The organism is Halosimplex amylolyticum (genome assembly GCF_051414035.1).
GTDB lineage: Archaea > Halobacteriota > Halobacteria > Halobacteriales > Haloarculaceae > Halosimplex > Halosimplex amylolyticum.
Genome location: NZ_JBLKNW010000001.1, coordinates 1616656 through 1633013 on the forward strand (window position 1 = coordinate 1616656; position 16358 = coordinate 1633013).

Genomic DNA, 16358 nt, shown 5'->3' on the forward strand with positions numbered 1-16358 from the left:
TGTGACGAACACGCAGGTTACGCACGTCCAGATCGACAACTACGGGCCCTGGACAGTCACGCCCGAACCGCGCCGGGAAGTCGACCTCCAGACGCTCCAGTCCCGCCTGTACGCCGACCTCTCGCAACTGATCGGCAACAGGGGCGGGTACGTGTTCTTCTCCCGCTTCGACAACATGATCGCCGTGACGAACGGCCTGACAGTCGACGACCACGCCCTCATCCAGGAGTCAGTCGGCAACCGGTACCCGGTGACGATGAGCCTGAGCGTCGCGACCGGAACGACGCCGGCCGAGGCGCTCGGGACCGCCACCGAACAGCTTCAGGAAGCCGGGAGCGCCCAGGACAAGTCCCGCCGGGAGATCCTCCGCGGCCGCGCCATCGAGGCGGAGTTCCGGTCCGACGACGACCTGCAGATCGCGCACTTCGACGTGGTCGACGCCACGGGCAAGTACACGGACGAACTCAACGAGTTCGACACCTTCATCCAGATCGAACAGGGCTACGCCGAGCTGATGCGGTACATGCGCGAGGCGTACGACTCGCTGTCGTTTTTCGTCGGCGGCGACAACATCATCGCGGTCTGCTCGGCGATGGACCCCGAGGACTACCGTGACGCCGTCGCACACGTGCACGAGGCAGTCGACGTCGAACTCCAGGTCGGGGTCGGCCGCGGGGCCGTCGCCCAGGACGCCGGGATGGCCGCCAAACACGCGCTCGAAGAGTGTCGGGCGACCGGCGAGGTCGTCCACGTCGACCGGTCAGCGACCGACGCCGAACCGCCCGCCTGAGGACCGTTCGGAGCAGTAGCTGACAGTCGGTCTGTGACTCTGGATCTACGCCATCCGGCGTCTTAAGGGTGGTGCAGGTAGCTTTTAGACGCAGTGTGCGAAAGGTCCCCACATGGAACGAGACGTGAGCGTCCAGGAGGTGATGGACCGCGAGTTCGTCGGCGTCAGCGAGTCGGACGACCTCCGGGAGACCGCCGAGTTGATGCTCGACGAGGAAGCCGACAGCGCGGTCGTGATGCGGGGGGCCGACCCGGTCGGCGTCGTGACCGAGCGGGACGCGCTGGAGGCGTTCGTCAGGGCGGAGGGGGAGTCCGCCGACGTCTCGGAGGCGATGACAGACTCGATACCGACCGTCGCGCCGGGGATGACCATCGCGGAGGCGGCCGACGAGATGTCCGCGCTGTCGACCCAGCGCGTGCTCGTCTCCGACGGTTCGGAACTCCTCGGCGTCCTCTCGGAACACGACCTGATGACCGCGTCGCCGTTCGCACCGACGGCGGACGGCCCCACTTCGGGCGGCCGCGAGCGCGCCGTCGCGGGCGTCTCCGCCGGGCGCGGTGCGGCCGCGACCGAACCGGGTGGAGAAGGGCGGTTCACCGACCAGTCGCTCTGCGAGGCCTGCGGTTCGCTCTCGCGGGACCTCTCGCCGTTCAACGGACAGCTGCTCTGTGCGGACTGTCGGGATATCTAGACGGTCCGCCTCCTGAACCGCCGACGCCGCGCCCCGGTCGCACCGCACCAGCGGGTAAGCTCCCATTACATGAAACGTCCCTGGTAATTGCATCCGGCCCCGGTCGGCTGGTTCGGTAGCGGCGGGCGTTCGACCGTTCTCCCGTCACGTCAGGCGTTACCTATTGGGATCGAGACGTGACAGGTTGTGGGACAGCTTTATATTTGGTCCTTGTTAACGAACGAGGTGAGATGTCTCGCAAGATACGACGACGGAAGATACTGAAAGGGCTCGGCGTCGCCGGTGCCGCCGGTCTGGCGGGGTGCGCGCAGGCAGGGGAGGACACGCCGACCGACGCCGACGGCGGTGACGGCAACGGCGAGGACGGCGGGTCGGAAGACACGCCGACCGAAACGCCCGAGTCGGACGGCGGGACGGGGACAACGGCCGGCGGCGACGGGGACTCGGCGTCGCGGACGATCAAGGTGGGGATCCTGATGGGAGTCACCGGCGGCCTCTCCGAACTCGGGCCGCCGATCCGGCAGGCCGCGGAGCTCGCGGCCACCCACATGGACGAGGAGAGCGACGCGTTTACGATCGACTACCAGTTCGAGGACACGGCGACGGACCCGAACACGGGGATCTCCAGCGCGGAAGCGCTGGTCAGCGCCGATTACCCGATGGTCGCCGGCGCGCTGTCGTCGACGGTGACGATACAGACCGCGAACAACGTCCTCGTTCCCAACGGCGTCGTCCAGTGTTCGCCCGCGAGCACGTCACCGCAGCTCTCTACCCTCGAGGACAACGGCTACCTCTGGCGGACGACACCGGGCGACGGGCTCCAGGCCTCCGTGATGACGACGGTGGGCCGGGAGCGGCTGGAGGCCGAGTCGACGGCGACGCTGGCGCTGAACAACGACTACGGGCAGGGGCTCGCGGCGGAGTACGTCTCCGCCTGGGAGGACGCGGGCGGCACCGTCCAGAACGAGGTCAGCTTCGAGCCGGGCCAGGGGTCGTACACCTCCCAGCTCAGTTCCGCGCTGCAGGACCAGCCCGACCTGCTGATGATCGTCGGCTACCCGGAGAGCGGCGTGCAGATCTTCCGGGACTTCTACGGCGACTACTCGCAGGACTTCTGCGACATCATCGTCCCCGACGGGCTCCAGAGCGGCGATCTGCCGGGGAACGTCGGCAACTCGATGCGCAACGTGTGGGGGACGGCCCCGAGTTCGACCGGCCCGGGCCGCGACGCGTTCGACTCGCTCTACCAGGACGAGTTCGACAGCGACCCGTCCGAGAGTCCGTTCACGGCCCAGTCGTTCGACGCCGTCGCCGTCCTCGCGCTCGCGAACGCCGCGGCCGGGGAGAACAACGGAGAGGCGATCCGTGACCATATGGTCAACGTCGCCAACGAGGGCGGCGAAACGGTCACCGCCGAGAACCTCGCGGAGGGGCTGACGATGGCCACCGACGGCACCGAGATCAACTACCAGGGGGCTTCCAGCAACATCCAGTTCAACGACGACGGCGACATCGGTGCCGCGACCTACCAGTTCTACCGCTACCAGGAAGGCGGGTTCGAGGTCATCGAGGACATCGAGTACGCCGAGTGATCGCCAGAGGCCGTCGCGGCACCGACGGCGTCTTTTTGGGTCCAACCGCGTGGGTGAACTCACCCGCCGAGGAACTGCTGGCGAACGTCCTCGTCGGCGAGCAACGCGTCGCCGGAGTCGACGAAGCGGTTCTCCCCCTGGACGAGGACGTACCCCCGATCACACCGGCGGAGCGCCTCCTTCGCGTTCTGTTCGACCATCAGAATCGCCGTGCCCGCGTCGTTGATCGCGTCGATCCGGTCGAACAGGTCTTCGACGAGGTCGGGCGCGAGCCCCGCCGAGGGCTCGTCCAGCAGGAGGAGGTCGGGGTCGAGCATCAGCGCCCGACCCATCGCGAGCATCTGCTGTTGGCCGCCCGAGAGCGTGCCGGCGCGCTGGTCCTCGCGTTCTTCGAGGATCGGGAAGCGGTCGTACACGTCCACGAGACGCTCGTCGGGGAACTCCTCGAGGATGTACGCGCCCATCTCCAGGTTCTCGCGGACCGTCAGCCCCGCGAAGACGTTCTCGTTCTGCGGGACGTACCCCAGGCCGTAGTGAACCATCGAGTCGGGCGCGGCGCCAGTGATCTCCTCGCCGGCGAAGTGGATCGACCCGCCGAAGATGCGGGTGAGACCGAAGACCGACCGCATCACCGTCGACTTGCCCGCGCCGTTGGGGCCGACGATGGTGACGTACTCGCCGTCGGCGACCGCCAGATCCACGTCCGTCAGGATCTGCAGGTCGCCGTAGCCGGCGTCGAGGTCCCGGACCGAGAGCAGCGGATCGTCGACGGGTGTCGCGTCCGCGGCGTCGGTCGCGGTCGGTTCATCCGCTCGCTCCACAGCGGGATCGCCAGCGTCGCTCATATGTCCTCCCCCAGGTAGGCGTCGATGACCTGCTCGTTCGACCGGATGGCGGCCGGTGGCCCCTCGGCGAGTACCTGCCCCTGATGCATGACGATGACGTGTTCACAGTGTTCCATGATGAGGTCCATGTCGTGTTCGACGAGCAGGAAGGTCAGCCCCTCGTCGCGCAGATCGTGGACGCGGTCCAGCAGCTTCTCCTCCAGCGTCGGGTTGACGCCGGCGAACGGCTCGTCGAGAAGCATCATCGACGGGTCGAGCAACAGCGCCCGCGCGAGTTCGAGGAGCTTGCGCTGGCCGCCGCTCAGGTTGCCCGCGTGCTCCTCGGCGAGGTGGTCGATCTCGAACAGTTCCAGCGTCTCCCAGACGCGCTCGCGAAGCTGGCGCTCTTCCTCGCGGACGCGACCGCGCAGCCCCGGCGTGATCGCGTTCACGAGTTTCTCCCCCGACTGGTTCCGGGGTGCGAGCATCAGGTTCTCGAGGACGGTCATCTCCTCCAGTTCGCGCGCGATCTGGAACGTCCGCACGAGCCCGGCGTTCGCGATCGCGTGCGTCCGCATCCCGGTGAGGTCACGTCCCTCGAAGGTCACGCGCCCGCTGTCGGGCTCGTGGACGCCGGTGATCAGGTTAAACGTCGTCGACTTGCCGGCGCCGTTCGGGCCGATGAGCCCCGTCAGCGTCCCGCGTTCGACCGAGAACGACGCCCCGTCGACGGCGTGGATCCCCCCGAAGGACTTCCGGAGGTCTTCGACGACCAGCGACGCCGACTCACCGTCGGACGAGCGGTCGGTCGTCTCCTCGGTGGGTTCCCGGGGTTCGGCCGCCGAGGCGTCGGCCGTCGGTGTCTCCGCCGCTTCGCGGTGATCGCCCGCGCCCTCGACGGTCGTCCCGTCGTCAGTCATCGCGGCCACCTCCGTCGGCCGCGGCCGGTCTCGCGTTCGTCCCGCTCGGGCCCTCGCGCTTCGAGAGGTCGATGCTCGACGCGACTTCCTTGCGGTGACCGAGCAGTCCAGTGGGTCTGCGGTGCATCAACACGATCAACACGACGCCGACGAGAACGAACCTGAGCGTCGAGATGTTCTGCAGGGTGTACGCCAGGAACGGCGAGAGGTTCAGCGAAGCGATGGGAGCGACCGCCCCTCCGAACGTGCCGGGCGCGTCGCCCGTCGCGATGAACTTCGAGAGGATGCGGCTCACGTACAGCGGCCCCTGGAAGAGGAGGCCGGCGAACAGCGCACCGCCGACGACGCTCCCGGTGTTCGAACCAGCGCCGCCGATGATGAGCGCGATGAAGATGTAGAACGTCTGTATCGGTCGAAACGTGGTCGACGTGGGGTCGGTGAAGCCCTTCTGGGTCTCCCAGAGGATCCCGCCGAGCCCCATCAGCGCGCAGCCGACCATGAACACGGTGATCTTGAACCGCCGCGTGTCCTTGCCCAGCGAGTTCGCCACGAGTTCGTCCTCGCGGATGGCCTTGAGCACGCGCCCGAACGGGGAGTTCCCGATGCGCCTGAGCAGCCAGTAAAAGAGGGCGACGAAGCCGATGAGCACCAGCGTGTAGGCCAGCGAGACGACGATGGGTTCCCTGACCCCTGCCGACCTGAACGCAGACAGCACAGCCTCCCCGAAGGCCGTCCGGCCGCCACTCGCGGGGTTCCCCGGGTTCGTGTAGAACAGCGCCTTGACGGGTATCGTCGGGTTGATCGGTATGTTGATCCCACGACCCGCGCCGGTACCGAGCGCCACGTCGGGGAGGATCTCGACGCCGAGGATCCGGAAGTCGAGCCCGTCGAACAGGGTGAACTCCTGCATCGTCGTCGAGAGGAACGAGAGCCGGACGATCTCCGAGAACGCGACGGTGACGATGGCGAGGTAGTCGGCGCGGAGTCTTAGCGCCGGGAGCGAGACGACCGCACCGGCGATCGCGGCCATCGCCATCCCGCCGACGACGCCGACCCACAGCGGCAGGCCGAGCCCCGGCGGACTGCCGCCCGTCGGCGCCGTCAGCGCCGCGAACGTGTAGACGCCGACGGCCATGAAGCCCGCGACGCCGATGTTGAACAGGCCGGTGTACCCCCAGTGGAGGTTGAGGGCCAGGACGAGCATCGCGTACAGCGCCGCCCAGAACGTGACCGCCTGAAGCGCCGCGACGACGCCCCCGACCCCCTGCGAGGGGCCGAGAATCGCGAAGATCGTGAACAGCCCGTAGAGACCGAGCATGACGAGCGCGATCAGCCCGGCGTCGCCTTCGTGTATCTCGTCTGCGAGTCGCTCGAGAGCGCCGGACCCACCCGGGCGATCTCCGTCGTCCGCGCCGCTCATGCGGTCGTCACCCCCCCGAAGAGGCCGTCCGGGCGGATCACGAGCACGAGGATCATGATAGCGAACGCGGCGGCCGTCGAGAACGACGACGGGATCCAGACGAGCGAGACGGAGTTGGTGAGTCCGATGAGCACGCCGCCGATGATCGCGCCGTAGATAGAGCCGATCCCGCCGAGGATGACCGCCGCGAAGATGAGAAGCAGGAGCAGCCAGCCCAGGTTGTAGGCGAGCGTGCCGCGTTCGAGCGCGAGGAGGTAGCCCGACGCGCCGGCGAGCCCGCCGCCGATGATCCAGGTCGCGCGGACGACACGCTCGGTCGGGATCCCGGTGACGCGAGCCAGGTCCTCGTTGTCGGCCATCGCGCGCATCGCCTTGCCGAGTTTCGTCCGCTGGAGCGCGACGTGCAGCGCGTACATCAGTACGACCGACGTGACGACGAGCGTCACCTCGGCGCTGGTGACCGTCAGCAACTCGGCGGAGTAGCTTCCGAGGTCGACGACCGGGAGTTCGGTGTAGAAGGCGTCCGCGGGTACGTCCCCGCCCTGCGCGAGGATGATCGTCGAGCGCTTCGCGGCCATCGCGAGTTTCCCGTCGACGCTGGCGAAGACGAGTTTGGCGCTGCCGGCGGTCAGCCCACGGTTGCGCGGGCCGAAGACGAAGACGACGACGTAGCGGAGCGCCAGCGCGACGCCGATGCTGGCGATCAGGATCGCGATCCCACTCTGATCCCGCATCGGTTTGAAGACGAGTCGGTCGAGCACCAGCGAGAGCGCGACGGTCGCCAGCACGGCGACGATCAGCCCTCCGAAGACGGCGAGGGGCGTCTGGAGGACGCTGATCGAGAGGTCGGCCGCACTCGGTCCCCGCGGTCCGAAGCCGACCGTCGCGAGGTAGAGGAAATTCCCCTCTAGAAGACCGCTCCCGAAGCCGGCGACGAGGAGAGCGACCCCCCAGCCGGCGAACGCGCCGCTCGTGATGTAGTCGCCGTGCGCGAAGTTCGCGAAGCTCAGGATGCTGTAGGTCATCGAGAGGCCGATGCCGGCCAGTCCGATGCCCAGGCCGACCACGATGCCGTTCCAGACGAGCGTGATCAGCCGTCCGATAGCGAGACTTCCACCGAGGAGCTTCGTCGCGCCGACGGTCAGTTCGAACCCGACCAGCTTGAAGAGGAGATCGAGCGCCAGCAAGGCGAGCAGACCGCCGAACAGCGCCGTCTTCGGTCGCTCCACGACCGCGGCCGGCCAGTCTGCGACTCGCTCACTCGTCGACATGATTCGCTGTCAGCACGCCGGTCGGACCAGACGCGTCGGCGACGCGTCCCGAGCGGTCACGAGTTCTCGCGGGCGGTGATCGGCAGGGCGACGACGGCGGTCGCGGTGGATTCGGCACGCACGGAGGCTGGTGTGGTCCATAGAATCCGCGACACCGCGCTCTAGCGGCCTGTTGTCGGTGCCGCGACCCCAACGTCGATTTGGCCCCCGTCACCCGCGCTGTCTCCATCGAACCCCGACGATCTGTCGTGTTATGGGTGAACATACCGTGTCCCTCTATCACAATCGAAACCCCGAAGGGATAAAACTCTCCACCCTTCCGGCCGAAGAGATTTGTCCGTCGGTGGTGATGTTCGAGTCCCCGATGGAGATCCAGTTCGCGACGGTAGCGCAGGCCGAGGCCGTCACCGACCTCTGGGTCGACCTCGCCGAGGAGCAGACCCAGTACGATTCGCACGTCCTGGCCGAGCGAAACCGGAGCGTCGTCGCCGACGAGTTGACGCGCCACGCGGTGACCGACCGGCTCGTCGTCGCCAGCGAGGACGACGTCGTCGTCGGGTTCGTCATGTTCACCCTCGATCGCGGCAGCTACGAGATGGACGTGACCCAGGGCGTCGTCGAGAACCTCTTCGTCCGCCCGGACTACCGAAACGAGGGGCTCGGCGGGGAGTTGCTGGCGACGGCCGAGCGACGGCTCGACGACCTGGGCGCGGAGACGGTCGTCCTGGAGGCGATGGCGGACAACCTCGAAGCACGACGGTTCTACCGCCGGCACGGCTACGAGACCCACCGAGTACAACTGGAGAAACCGCTGGAAAGCGATAACCACTCAAAGGAGGGGGAGTAATCCCTACCTGCGCCAGGGGAGCTTGGGTGGTTCAAGCACTCGACTTGTAATCGAGACTCCCGGGGTTCAAATCCCCGCCCTGGCTTCCTGCGACGTCGTCGGGGGCGAGCGTGAGCGACCGCTCGGAGCGGTGAGGACGCTCCGTTGAACGGACTGAAGAGCGGAAATCCGAGATTCGATTGGGGGGACAATCCACGCAGACTCTGGATCGAGCCGCCGGTGGGAATGCTCGCGGACCTGCTGTGAGAGCCGGTCGGATCGGTCTGCGGGGTTCGTCGACGCGGGTCGGTCCCGGGACTCCACCCGAAAAGTGGGAGTAACCAGACTGTACTACTGCGGTAATGTCACGAATAACTAACGTCTCTCCGGGGTAGTGGTTCGATGGGTGTGACTATTGCAACTATCACGCCGCGACTTGATCACGATAGCAGTCGGCGTTCCGATCGGAGCGTCGGAGCGACGACGCCGCGGGACAGTCGGTGCGCGGGCCGACAGACGCATCCGAGCGATCGGATACGGGGCCACCTCGCCGGGAGATACCCGGTCCGGAACGAGCGAGGTCACCGCGTCCACGAGCCCGGGGCCGACGAACAGCACTGAATCTTCCGGAACGACAGGGGCTGGCCGACCCGACGGCGATGCAGGATACGGAGCGCCAGCGTACGGGAGTCCGTCTGGGTGACCCGACGTGGTTGAACGCACGCCGAACCACGACCTCCGGAAGTACGAGCCAGGCGAGACCGACTGGACGCACTCGCCCGACATGCAGACGATCGAGGAGCGACTCGTCGTGAGAGACGAGGAAGCGAACCTCGGTAGGTACACGCCCCACGAGGCCGCCACGTTCATCGCGACGGACACCGGCGCGGTGTACGACGGCGACGGCGACTCGTGGACCTCGGCGACGCGGGACGTCGACGTCGTCAAGGCCGGTCAGGTCCACTCCAGCAAGGGGTACGTCCACGGCCGCACGCTCGACGAGCGCCTGGCCGGACGCGTGGCGAACCCGGCCCCGCCGAGCTGGCCGGTGGAGATGCCCGAACACGTCGCCACGTATCCGACTCGCGACACGCCGGTCGTCATGATCCACAGCGAGGGCAGCCACATCGAGGAGTACGAAGAGCTGTACCCGCGGATGCGCGAGCGGGGACTCCCCTGGATGATGGGCGCGACGCCGGGACGACTCGAGAAAGACGACGCCGAGAAACTCATCACGACCGACCAGCTCAAGGAGATGCTGTTACACGGCTGCGAAGTCGGCCTCTACACCGGGAGCGGCGGCATCGACGAGGGCGGTCGCCTGACCGAGCCGAGTGACAACAGCGACGGCGTCGAGACGATGGAGGACCTGTTGCGGATCGCCCGCGAGCAAAAGCGCGACCTCGAGGCGAAAGGGTTCCCGGTGGCCCACCTCCAGCCGAGACAGGGTCGGGGGTTGAACCTCGGCGAGTACGACGAAGCGCAGTTTTATACGGTCCGGTCGCTGTTCGCCGCGTCGGGTCACGGGTGGGCGACCGCTGGCAACCATTACTCCGCGACCGCGACGACGGCCAAGCACGGACAGAGTTCGACAATCATCGAACGGAGCGACCAGGCCACGGCGGCCGAAGCGAAGGAGACGATCGACCGGCTGACCAAACGGCCGAAGGGCCGTCTGCGGCTGTTCTTCCACAGCCACAAGGTAGACGACTGGTCGCGGCTCGAGGAGATCTTCGATTACGTCGTCGAACAGCGGGACGCGGGCAACCTGCACGTCGCTTCCTCCACTGGTGGACTGCTCATCCCGTGGACCCTGCCGGAGGGCGACATCGTCCAGGAGTCCTCACCGAAGTTCGAAGACTTCGGTGACAGTTTCTGGCTCCCGTTCGGGAACGATGCCGCCGTCGAGAACTTCGACGACGACCCGTACTGGGCGATCGGCGCGATGAACGGTGAAGAGCGCTGGGGCGGTCTGCGGACCCGGGACGTGCAGCTCAACCCGCATTTCACGACGATGATGGTCCAGTTCGACGCGCGTGCCCCGCTGGGGTCGGCCGGCGTGTCCGTCCGCGCCGACTCGTTCGACGGCTTCCCGCGAGCCGAGACGAGTTTCACCGTCGATCACACCTGGGAGACGTTGTACTGTCCCGTCGGCGTCCCGCGGTCCGACACCGGGAATACCGAAGGAAAAACCAAGTGGGAACTCGACATCTGGACGCTCGCCGACGAGTTACACGTCAAGAACGTCAAAATCTATCCCTGCTGACCGCGATCGATTTAGCTCTCGGTCACAGGGAGAAAGGCGTCTGTGAACCTCCTCACCAGTGGGATCAGACGCAGTGCTGAGTCTGCTCTGAGTCGTGACGCCCGGGTCTCGACCAATCGCGCCACCCTCGGACCGACTGTTGTTCAGAAGCTCGTCGTCAGTATCACGTCGTGGTCGGCGACTCGGTCAGCCCGGTCGAACTGGAACCACTCGATCTCGAAGCGCCAGGTTTCACCCTCCGGAATTCCCGACTGATTTGTCCAATCGCCGTCGAGGACGACTCCCGAGTCATCGTACAACAGTGCTTCCGCTTCGAGATAACTGATCTCGTCGCCCGTGTTGTTCTCGACGCGCCCTGTGACGACGACGCTCCCGTCGTTACTGGCCTCGTGGTCGGTTTCGACGATCTCGACGTCTTCTGGGGGCTTCGCCGGGGAAGGATCGTACTCTCCGGACAGTTCGTAGTCGTCGATGTCCTCGTCGTCGGTCAGCGCGTGTACTCGTGCTTCCCACGTTTCTCCGGCACGAAGTATCGGGAGATACTTGTTGTCGTTGTCGAGAAAGTCGCCGTTAGAGTCGTACCACTCCGCAGTCAGAGTAATCTGTCCCGACGGCGCGTCGCCTTGATTCTCCAGGGTCGCGGCGACGTAGGTCTCCGTCGAGTACTCCCCCTCATCGACGACCAGTTCAGAATCCACGATCTGGACGTTTGGCTCCCCGGCCGGAGTCGGCGATGGCGTCGGGCTCGGCGTCTCGGTTGGGGTGTTCGTCGGAGTCTCTGTGGGAGCCTCCGTTTCTGTGGGTGTGGGCCCTCCGTCGCCCGAATCGGAAGGCGTCTGCGTCGGAGTCGGCGTGCGCGACGGTGTAGTATCGTCGCCATCGTCGCCGCCGCCGACCGTCCGCGTGTCATCACTCCCGCAGCCGGCGAGGCCAAGTGCTGCTGCAGAAACCGATGTCGCGAGGAACTGTCGTCGGTTCATACTGTCTGCTTACAATCAAACTACAAAGGTATATTCCCCATATTTTCACGAACGGATCTGCCGGGCCCGTCACGAGGGAATTACGTGGGGGATTGGGACCGGAAACGTTGACTGGCTATTCGCAAATTCTGAAGGAACCGTCGAATATTCACCAGTGTCGCGCTCGATTCAGGCGCCTTCTTCGAGGGGGTTGTACGTGCCGTTGATGTCCCACTCGTGGAGACAGAACGCGTCGCCGGTGCGCCGCTCGCCGTCCTCGTCGGTCGCGACGGTCCAGCTGCCGGTCTCGTCGTCCCAGACGTCGGCTCGACCGCAGCGTTCGCAGACTCGCTCTTTCGGGGGGACGATCGTTGTCATACACCAGTCTCTGTCACGGGGGGTAATTAATTTCCCCTACTCGTCGTCGGGCCGGGGACCCCCACGCTGAAAAGACGACCGATCGTATCGTTCACCATGGTCTCCAGACGTCGGTTCGTGTTCGCGACCGGAATCGGCCTCCTCGCGGGCTGTCCGTCGAACCCCGACGAACAGACGGCCACCGACGAGCACGCGGGCTCCCCGACCGACGAGGCAGAAGCGGCGCCTTCCCCGGCCGACAGCGGGTCCGGGACGCCCTCGGGGACGGTCGGCGAATCCGAGACGCCGCCCGCGACGGACGGCAGAGACGTGCGGGGCGAGCCGCTCGTCGTCTCGCCGACGGCGTTCGAGACCGGTGGAACGATCCCCGAGAAGTACACCGGTGTCGGCGAGGACCTGTCACCGCCACTGCGGATCGAATCCGCTCCGTCGAGCGCGGAGACGCTCGCCCTCGTGGTCGACGACCCCGACGCGAACGAGTACCTCCACTGGCTGATCTGGAACGTCCCCGGGGACGCGACGGAGCTGCCGGAGGGGATCCCGAAGACGGAGACAGTCGACGCGCTCGACGGCGCGCGGCAGGGAACCAACGACTTCGGCGAGATCGGCTATCGCGGCCCGCTCCCGCCGGCCGACGACGGCGCTCATACCTACCGGTTCACCTCCTACGCCGTCGATACGACCCTGGAACTCGGGGCGGGTGCGGGCCGCGGCGAACTCGAATCCGCGCTCGACGGACACGTCCTCGACGAACACCGATTCACGGGCGAGTTCGACCGGTGATCGAGAGTGGACGTTCGAACTGATTTACTAGCGTTATACACCTAGTATTTCCTTGAAGGAACGCTTTTGCTGACGTGTGTCAAAGTTTATCGCATGTTCAGTGAAGATCCGTACACAGCGGAGCGATCGCGCTACGAGTGCACCGACTGCCTGCACAGAGTGACGACCGACGGGTCGATCGGTTCCTGTCCGGAGTGTGGCGGGCGGATGCGAAACGTGGCCGTCCCGCGAGAGTGAAGAGATCTCCGACGTCGAACTCGCCTATTCGAAGTCCGGGAGGTCGTCAGGCGCCTCGTACTCGGTCTCCCACTCGATGTACTCGTCTTTCAGCACGTCGCAGACCTCCTGGCCGAGTTCGGTCAGCCCCGCGTTGATCGCGGAGACGGTGCCCCACGAGTCGAGGTCCGGGTGGATGTCCCGGTGTTTCCAGTCCTCGGGCAGGCCGGGCGCGTGGTAACCGACGCGTTCGGCGTAGGAGTCCCAGAAGAAGTCGAACCGTTCCAGCAGGTCGAGGTCGGCGACGATCTCGAAGGTGGCATCGTCCATGTCGGTCCGCTCGGCCCACTCCTCGAACGCCTGCTCCCACGCGCCGTCGCGGAGGTAGTCCTCGATCTCGTCGCGCCGGTAGTCGGTGTCGTCGACGACCTGCGCGTCGTCGTACTCGTTCGGGTCGATGGTCTCCAGTTCCGGGGGCTCGGGCGGGTCGACGTCCAGCGTCATGGAGCGGAATACGCCGGGTCGGGGGAAAAGTCCACGCACACAGTGGGCGCACTCGCCCCGGAGTGGATCCGTTACGCCGTGGACTCCTTGTCGTCGCCGTTGCGTGCTTCCTCCTGGAGCCGTCGGCCCTCCTCGCTGTCGACGGTGAGTTCCGGGACGGGGACGGGCTCGCGGTCGTCGTCGATGGCGACGTAGACGGAGTACGATTCGGTGGTGAGTTCGCGCTCGCCGGAGCGGGGGTCCTCGCGGAAGACGCGGAGGCGGACGCGGACGCTGGATCGACCGGTCTCGTAGACGTAGGCCTCGACGAGGGCGGTCTCGCCGACGGGGATGGGCTGTTTGAAGTCGACCTGGTCCATCCGCGCGGTGACGCAGTCGCGGCCGGCGAACCGCATGGCGGACATCGCGCCCACTTCGTCCATCCACTTGAGCACGTTCCCGCCGTGGGTGGTCCCCAGGGAGTTGGCGTGGTTCGGCTGGACCATCCACCGATTCTCCAGATACGTCTCCATCAGGTCTGGCATCGGCGGGGGTTGGACCACCGCACTGATAGGGCTGATCGTTCGTCCGTTCCACCCGCCGAGCGCGTCCGTCCGTCCGAGACGCGGAAGAATGAAAGGGGGATTTATACTCCATCGAGGCAGGGGTAGGCGTATGGACCGCGTAGACGTAGCGATCGTGGGCGGGGGTCCCGCCGGCACCTCCGCGGCGTGGGCGGCCGCCCGCGAGGGCGCCGACGCCCTCGTCGTGGAGAAAGGGGTCCCCCGGGCCGACCGCGACCGGATCGGCCCCGACTCCACCGACGCTGCCGGCATGCTCGATTACTGGGTCGACATCATGGGCATCTCCGCCGAGGAGATTCCCGACGACGTCATCCTGAGCGTCCTCGACGGCGCCGAGTTCATCGGCCCGACAGAGTCGGTCACGCTCGAAGAGACCGGTATCGACGCCTCGTACGACAACTTCGGGTTCGCCTTCCACCGCGCGAAGTTCGACGACTGGCTCCGCGACCGCGCCGAGGAGGCCGGCGGCCGGTACCGCGTCGGCACGAGCGTCAACGGCGTCGAGACCGACCTGTCGGGCGACCCTCGCCACACCCTGTCCCTCGCGGACGGAGACGAGGTCGGCGCGGACTACCTGATCCTCGCCGACGGCCCCCAGCGGACGGTCACGACCGGCGTGCTCGACCAGTTCCTGCCCGGGGGACGGAGCGTCTCGGAGTACCTCGGGCCGAAACGGGCCAACCACATCGCCTACCAGGAACACCGCCGCATCCCCGAGGAGCTGTTCGACCCCGCCCACATCAAGTTCTGGTGGGGCGTCATCCCCGGGCACACCGCCTATCCGTGGATCTTCCCGAACGACGACAACGTCGCTCGCGTCGGCCTGACGATGCCGATGGACCTCGACCTGGAGGACGTGGCGAACCCAGAGGACTACGCGCTCCTCGACCCCGACGACGAACGCATCCCGGCGGGCGCGGTCTACCTGCGGCGACTGCTCGAACGGGAGTACCCCGGCTACGACCTGGACGACTTCCCGCTCGTCGAGGACCGCGGGAAGTCGGGCGGCACCGAGGCGTATCCCATCTCCTCGACGCGACCGATCGACTCGCCGACGAGCGCGGGGATCGCCGTCGTCGGCGGCGCGATGGGCACGACGTCGGCGTTCCACGAGGGCGGCGACCACGTGGCGGTCCGGACCGGTGAGATAGCCGGTCGACTCGCCGCGAACGACCAGTTGCTTCGGTACAACGGGGAGTGGAAGCAGGCCATCGGCGAGGAGATCCTGCGGAACGTCGCGTTCGCGGAGGTCGTCCGCGGGTGGGAACCGGCCGACTGGGACCGCGTGTTCGCGGCGACCCGGACGATGAAAAACCGCGGCGGGTACGATTGGGCCGGCGCCCTGCGGTCGGGCACGACGGCGCTGAAGATCGTCGCCGACTACAAGTGGACCAAGCGGGGCTTTCGCGACGGCAAGTACGTACAGATCCGGCAGGACGAGTACTCCGTTTAGCGACGAACTGGCGCGGAGAAGACCGTTCCGACTACGCGTCGGGGAACCGGACCGAGTGCCGCAACGTTCCCACGTCGTCGATCTCTATCTCCACCTCGTCGCCGTCCGCGAGCGGGCCGACGCCTTCCGGGGTCCCGGTGGCGATAACGTCGCCGGGTTCGAGGGTCATGTAGGTCGTTATCTCCTCGATGAGTTCCGGGATCGAGAAGATCATCTTGTCGATGGACTCCGACTGGCGGACCTCGCCGTTGACGCGGGCCTCGACGGTGGCGTCGTCGGCGAGGTGTTCCGGCGTGGCGATGACAGGGCCGATGGGCGCGGCGTTGTCGAAGGCCTTGCCGCGGACCCAGTTCTGCTCGACGTCCTGGTCGTCGCGATTGGAGAGGTCGTTGAAGCAGGTGTAGCCGGCGATGACGTCCCCGGCGTTGACAGCGTCGACGTTGCGGCACTGCTCGCCGATGACGACGCCGAGTTCGGCCTCGTACTCGACGCGCTCCTTGCCCGCCGGGAGCGTGACCGTGCTGCCGTGGGTGGCGACGGTGTTGGGCGTCTTGATGAACAGGAGCGGCCTGTCGGGGACCTCCTCGTCGCGCTCGTCGGCGTGGTCGGCGTAGTTTCGACCGACGCAGATGATCTTGGTCGGCTCGCAGGGGGCGAGGATGTCGACTTCCTCCGGATCGAACGTCTCGTCGCCGAACGCGATGCGTCCGTACGGACCCGCGGCGGCGGTCACGACGTCCTCCCCGTCTCTAGTGGTCCACCGACCCCCGCGCACGTTGCCGGCAGAATCGCGAAAGCGGACGCGTCTCATGGGTCGGACATCTCCCGGCCGACTGATAAGCGTTTTCAGAACGGGAAGGCGTGACACACCGTCGGACCCACCGCGGAGACGGGTGACCGAA

At 66.6% G+C, this 16358-nt stretch carries 17 protein-coding genes and 1 tRNA gene; 9 read left to right on the forward strand and 9 right to left on the reverse strand.

Annotated features, from left to right (window positions below):
- Window position 1: 1 nt before the first annotated feature.
- The 3 genes from ACMGFE_RS07585 to ACMGFE_RS07595 all read left to right on the forward strand — a co-directional run bounded on the left by ACMGFE_RS07585 (window position 2) and on the right by ACMGFE_RS07595 (window position 3073).
- Entirely contained in the window at window positions 2-790 is a 789-nt protein-coding gene (locus tag ACMGFE_RS07585; RefSeq protein ID WP_436924486.1) for a GTP cyclohydrolase III, read from the forward strand.
- 112 nt (window positions 791-902) lie between these two features.
- Complete coding sequence (locus ACMGFE_RS07590; protein ID WP_436924487.1) at window positions 903-1481, forward strand: CBS domain-containing protein; 579 nt, start codon at window positions 903-905, stop codon at window positions 1479-1481.
- A 230-nt stretch (window positions 1482-1711) separates the two neighbouring features.
- Window positions 1712-3073 carry an ABC transporter substrate-binding protein gene (locus ACMGFE_RS07595; protein ID WP_436924488.1) on the forward strand — a complete coding sequence of 454 codons (1362 nt, stop codon included), beginning with the start codon at window positions 1712-1714 and terminating at the stop codon, window positions 3071-3073.
- Window positions 3074-3132: 59 nt separating this feature from the next.
- On the opposite strand, the gene ACMGFE_RS07600 is transcribed toward ACMGFE_RS07595, so the two are convergent.
- Genes ACMGFE_RS07600 through ACMGFE_RS07615 form a run of 4 tightly spaced genes read right to left on the reverse strand, consistent with a single transcriptional unit; the run spans window position 3133 to window position 7508 of the window.
- Entirely contained in the window at window positions 3133-3918 is a 786-nt protein-coding gene (locus ACMGFE_RS07600) for an ABC transporter ATP-binding protein (protein ID WP_436924490.1), read from the reverse strand.
- Window positions 3915-4817 carry an ABC transporter ATP-binding protein gene (locus tag ACMGFE_RS07605; protein ID WP_436924491.1) on the reverse strand — a complete coding sequence of 301 codons (903 nt, stop codon included), beginning with the start codon at window positions 4815-4817 and terminating at the stop codon, window positions 3915-3917. Before ACMGFE_RS07605 ends, ACMGFE_RS07600 begins: the two co-directional genes overlap by 4 nt.
- The gene (locus ACMGFE_RS07610; protein ID WP_436924492.1) at window positions 4810-6237 is read right to left on the reverse strand and encodes a branched-chain amino acid ABC transporter permease; all 1428 of its coding nucleotides are present in this window, start codon (window positions 6235-6237) and stop codon (window positions 4810-4812) included. The genes ACMGFE_RS07605 and ACMGFE_RS07610 overlap by 8 nt, the downstream gene beginning before the upstream one ends.
- Window positions 6234-7508: a branched-chain amino acid ABC transporter permease gene (locus ACMGFE_RS07615; protein ID WP_436924493.1), complete on the reverse strand. Its 1275-nt coding sequence runs from the start codon at window positions 7506-7508 to the stop codon at window positions 6234-6236. The genes ACMGFE_RS07610 and ACMGFE_RS07615 overlap by 4 nt, the downstream gene beginning before the upstream one ends.
- A 364-nt stretch (window positions 7509-7872) precedes the next feature.
- On the opposite strand from ACMGFE_RS07615, the gene ACMGFE_RS07620 reads away from it, so the two are divergent.
- From ACMGFE_RS07620 to ACMGFE_RS07630, 3 genes are all read left to right on the forward strand, one after another.
- Window positions 7873-8355: a GNAT family N-acetyltransferase gene (locus tag ACMGFE_RS07620; protein WP_436924494.1), complete on the forward strand. Its 483-nt coding sequence runs from the start codon at window positions 7873-7875 to the stop codon at window positions 8353-8355.
- Between the two features lie 11 nt (window positions 8356-8366).
- A tRNA-Thr gene (locus ACMGFE_RS07625) sits at window positions 8367-8440 on the forward strand.
- Window positions 8441-9043: 603 nt separating this feature from the next.
- Window positions 9044-10600: a polysaccharide deacetylase family protein gene (locus ACMGFE_RS07630; RefSeq protein WP_436924495.1), complete on the forward strand. Its 1557-nt coding sequence runs from the start codon at window positions 9044-9046 to the stop codon at window positions 10598-10600.
- A 143-nt stretch (window positions 10601-10743) separates the two neighbouring features.
- Here the strand turns inward: ACMGFE_RS07630 and ACMGFE_RS07635 are convergent, their stop codons facing one another.
- Window positions 10744-11298, reverse strand: a complete 555-nt coding sequence (locus ACMGFE_RS07635) for an FxLYD domain-containing protein (RefSeq protein WP_436924497.1) — start codon at window positions 11296-11298, stop codon at window positions 10744-10746.
- A gap of 450 nt (window positions 11299-11748) precedes the next feature.
- The gene (locus ACMGFE_RS07640; protein ID WP_436924498.1) at window positions 11749-11937 is read right to left on the reverse strand and encodes an HEWD family protein; all 189 of its coding nucleotides are present in this window, start codon (window positions 11935-11937) and stop codon (window positions 11749-11751) included.
- Window positions 11938-12033: 96 nt separating this feature from the next.
- Here ACMGFE_RS07640 and ACMGFE_RS07645 point away from each other — a divergent pair, with 96 nt between their 5' ends.
- Both ACMGFE_RS07645 and ACMGFE_RS07650 read left to right on the forward strand, forming a co-directional pair.
- Window positions 12034-12720 (forward strand): YbhB/YbcL family Raf kinase inhibitor-like protein, encoded by a 687-nt coding sequence (locus tag ACMGFE_RS07645; RefSeq protein ID WP_436924499.1) that lies wholly within the window; start codon window positions 12034-12036, stop codon window positions 12718-12720.
- Window positions 12721-12813: 93 nt separating this feature from the next.
- Window positions 12814-12957, forward strand: a complete 144-nt coding sequence (locus ACMGFE_RS07650) for a rubrerythrin-like domain-containing protein (protein WP_436924501.1) — start codon at window positions 12814-12816, stop codon at window positions 12955-12957.
- 24 nt (window positions 12958-12981) lie between these two features.
- On the opposite strand, the gene ACMGFE_RS07655 is transcribed toward ACMGFE_RS07650, so the two are convergent.
- Together ACMGFE_RS07655 and ACMGFE_RS07660 are read right to left on the reverse strand one after the other, a co-directional pair.
- The gene (locus tag ACMGFE_RS07655; RefSeq protein ID WP_436924502.1) at window positions 12982-13440 is read right to left on the reverse strand and encodes a DUF7992 family protein; all 459 of its coding nucleotides are present in this window, start codon (window positions 13438-13440) and stop codon (window positions 12982-12984) included.
- A gap of 71 nt (window positions 13441-13511) precedes the next feature.
- The gene (locus ACMGFE_RS07660; RefSeq protein ID WP_436924504.1) at window positions 13512-13964 is read right to left on the reverse strand and encodes an acyl-CoA thioesterase; all 453 of its coding nucleotides are present in this window, start codon (window positions 13962-13964) and stop codon (window positions 13512-13514) included.
- Window positions 13965-14094: 130 nt separating this feature from the next.
- Between ACMGFE_RS07660 and ACMGFE_RS07665 the strand changes: the two genes are divergently transcribed.
- Window positions 14095-15456 carry an NAD(P)/FAD-dependent oxidoreductase gene (locus ACMGFE_RS07665; RefSeq protein WP_436924505.1) on the forward strand — a complete coding sequence of 454 codons (1362 nt, stop codon included), beginning with the start codon at window positions 14095-14097 and terminating at the stop codon, window positions 15454-15456.
- A 31-nt stretch (window positions 15457-15487) separates the two neighbouring features.
- Here the strand turns inward: ACMGFE_RS07665 and ACMGFE_RS07670 are convergent, their stop codons facing one another.
- Complete coding sequence (locus tag ACMGFE_RS07670; protein ID WP_436924506.1) at window positions 15488-16267, reverse strand: fumarylacetoacetate hydrolase family protein; 780 nt, start codon at window positions 16265-16267, stop codon at window positions 15488-15490.
- Window positions 16268-16358: the final 91 nt, after the last annotated feature.

Bases quoted from the DNA above. Each gene is read 5' to 3' on its own strand.
- ACMGFE_RS07650 (WP_436924501.1), top strand. From the start codon at position 12,814: ATGTTCAGTGAAGATCCGTACACAGCGGAGCGATCGCGCTACGAGTGC.
- ACMGFE_RS07645 (WP_436924499.1), top strand. From the start codon at position 12,034: ATGGTCTCCAGACGTCGGTTCGTGTTCGCGACCGGAATCGGCCTCCTC.
- ACMGFE_RS07605 (WP_436924491.1), bottom strand. From the start codon at position 4,817: ATGACTGACGACGGGACGACCGTCGAGGGCGCGGGCGATCACCGCGAA.
- ACMGFE_RS07590 (WP_436924487.1), top strand. From the start codon at position 903: ATGGAACGAGACGTGAGCGTCCAGGAGGTGATGGACCGCGAGTTCGTC.
- ACMGFE_RS07620 (WP_436924494.1), top strand. From the start codon at position 7,873: ATGGAGATCCAGTTCGCGACGGTAGCGCAGGCCGAGGCCGTCACCGAC.
- ACMGFE_RS07600 (WP_436924490.1), bottom strand. From the start codon at position 3,918: ATGAGCGACGCTGGCGATCCCGCTGTGGAGCGAGCGGATGAACCGACC.
- ACMGFE_RS07640 (WP_436924498.1), bottom strand. From the start codon at position 11,937: ATGACAACGATCGTCCCCCCGAAAGAGCGAGTCTGCGAACGCTGCGGT.
- ACMGFE_RS07615 (WP_436924493.1), bottom strand. From the start codon at position 7,508: ATGTCGACGAGTGAGCGAGTCGCAGACTGGCCGGCCGCGGTCGTGGAG.
- ACMGFE_RS07610 (WP_436924492.1), bottom strand. From the start codon at position 6,237: ATGAGCGGCGCGGACGACGGAGATCGCCCGGGTGGGTCCGGCGCTCTC.
- ACMGFE_RS07595 (WP_436924488.1), top strand. From the start codon at position 1,712: ATGTCTCGCAAGATACGACGACGGAAGATACTGAAAGGGCTCGGCGTC.
- ACMGFE_RS07660 (WP_436924504.1), bottom strand. From the start codon at position 13,964: ATGCCAGACCTGATGGAGACGTATCTGGAGAATCGGTGGATGGTCCAG.
- ACMGFE_RS07670 (WP_436924506.1), bottom strand. From the start codon at position 16,267: ATGAGACGCGTCCGCTTTCGCGATTCTGCCGGCAACGTGCGCGGGGGT.
- ACMGFE_RS07655 (WP_436924502.1), bottom strand. From the start codon at position 13,440: ATGACGCTGGACGTCGACCCGCCCGAGCCCCCGGAACTGGAGACCATC.
- ACMGFE_RS07665 (WP_436924505.1), top strand. From the start codon at position 14,095: ATGGACCGCGTAGACGTAGCGATCGTGGGCGGGGGTCCCGCCGGCACC.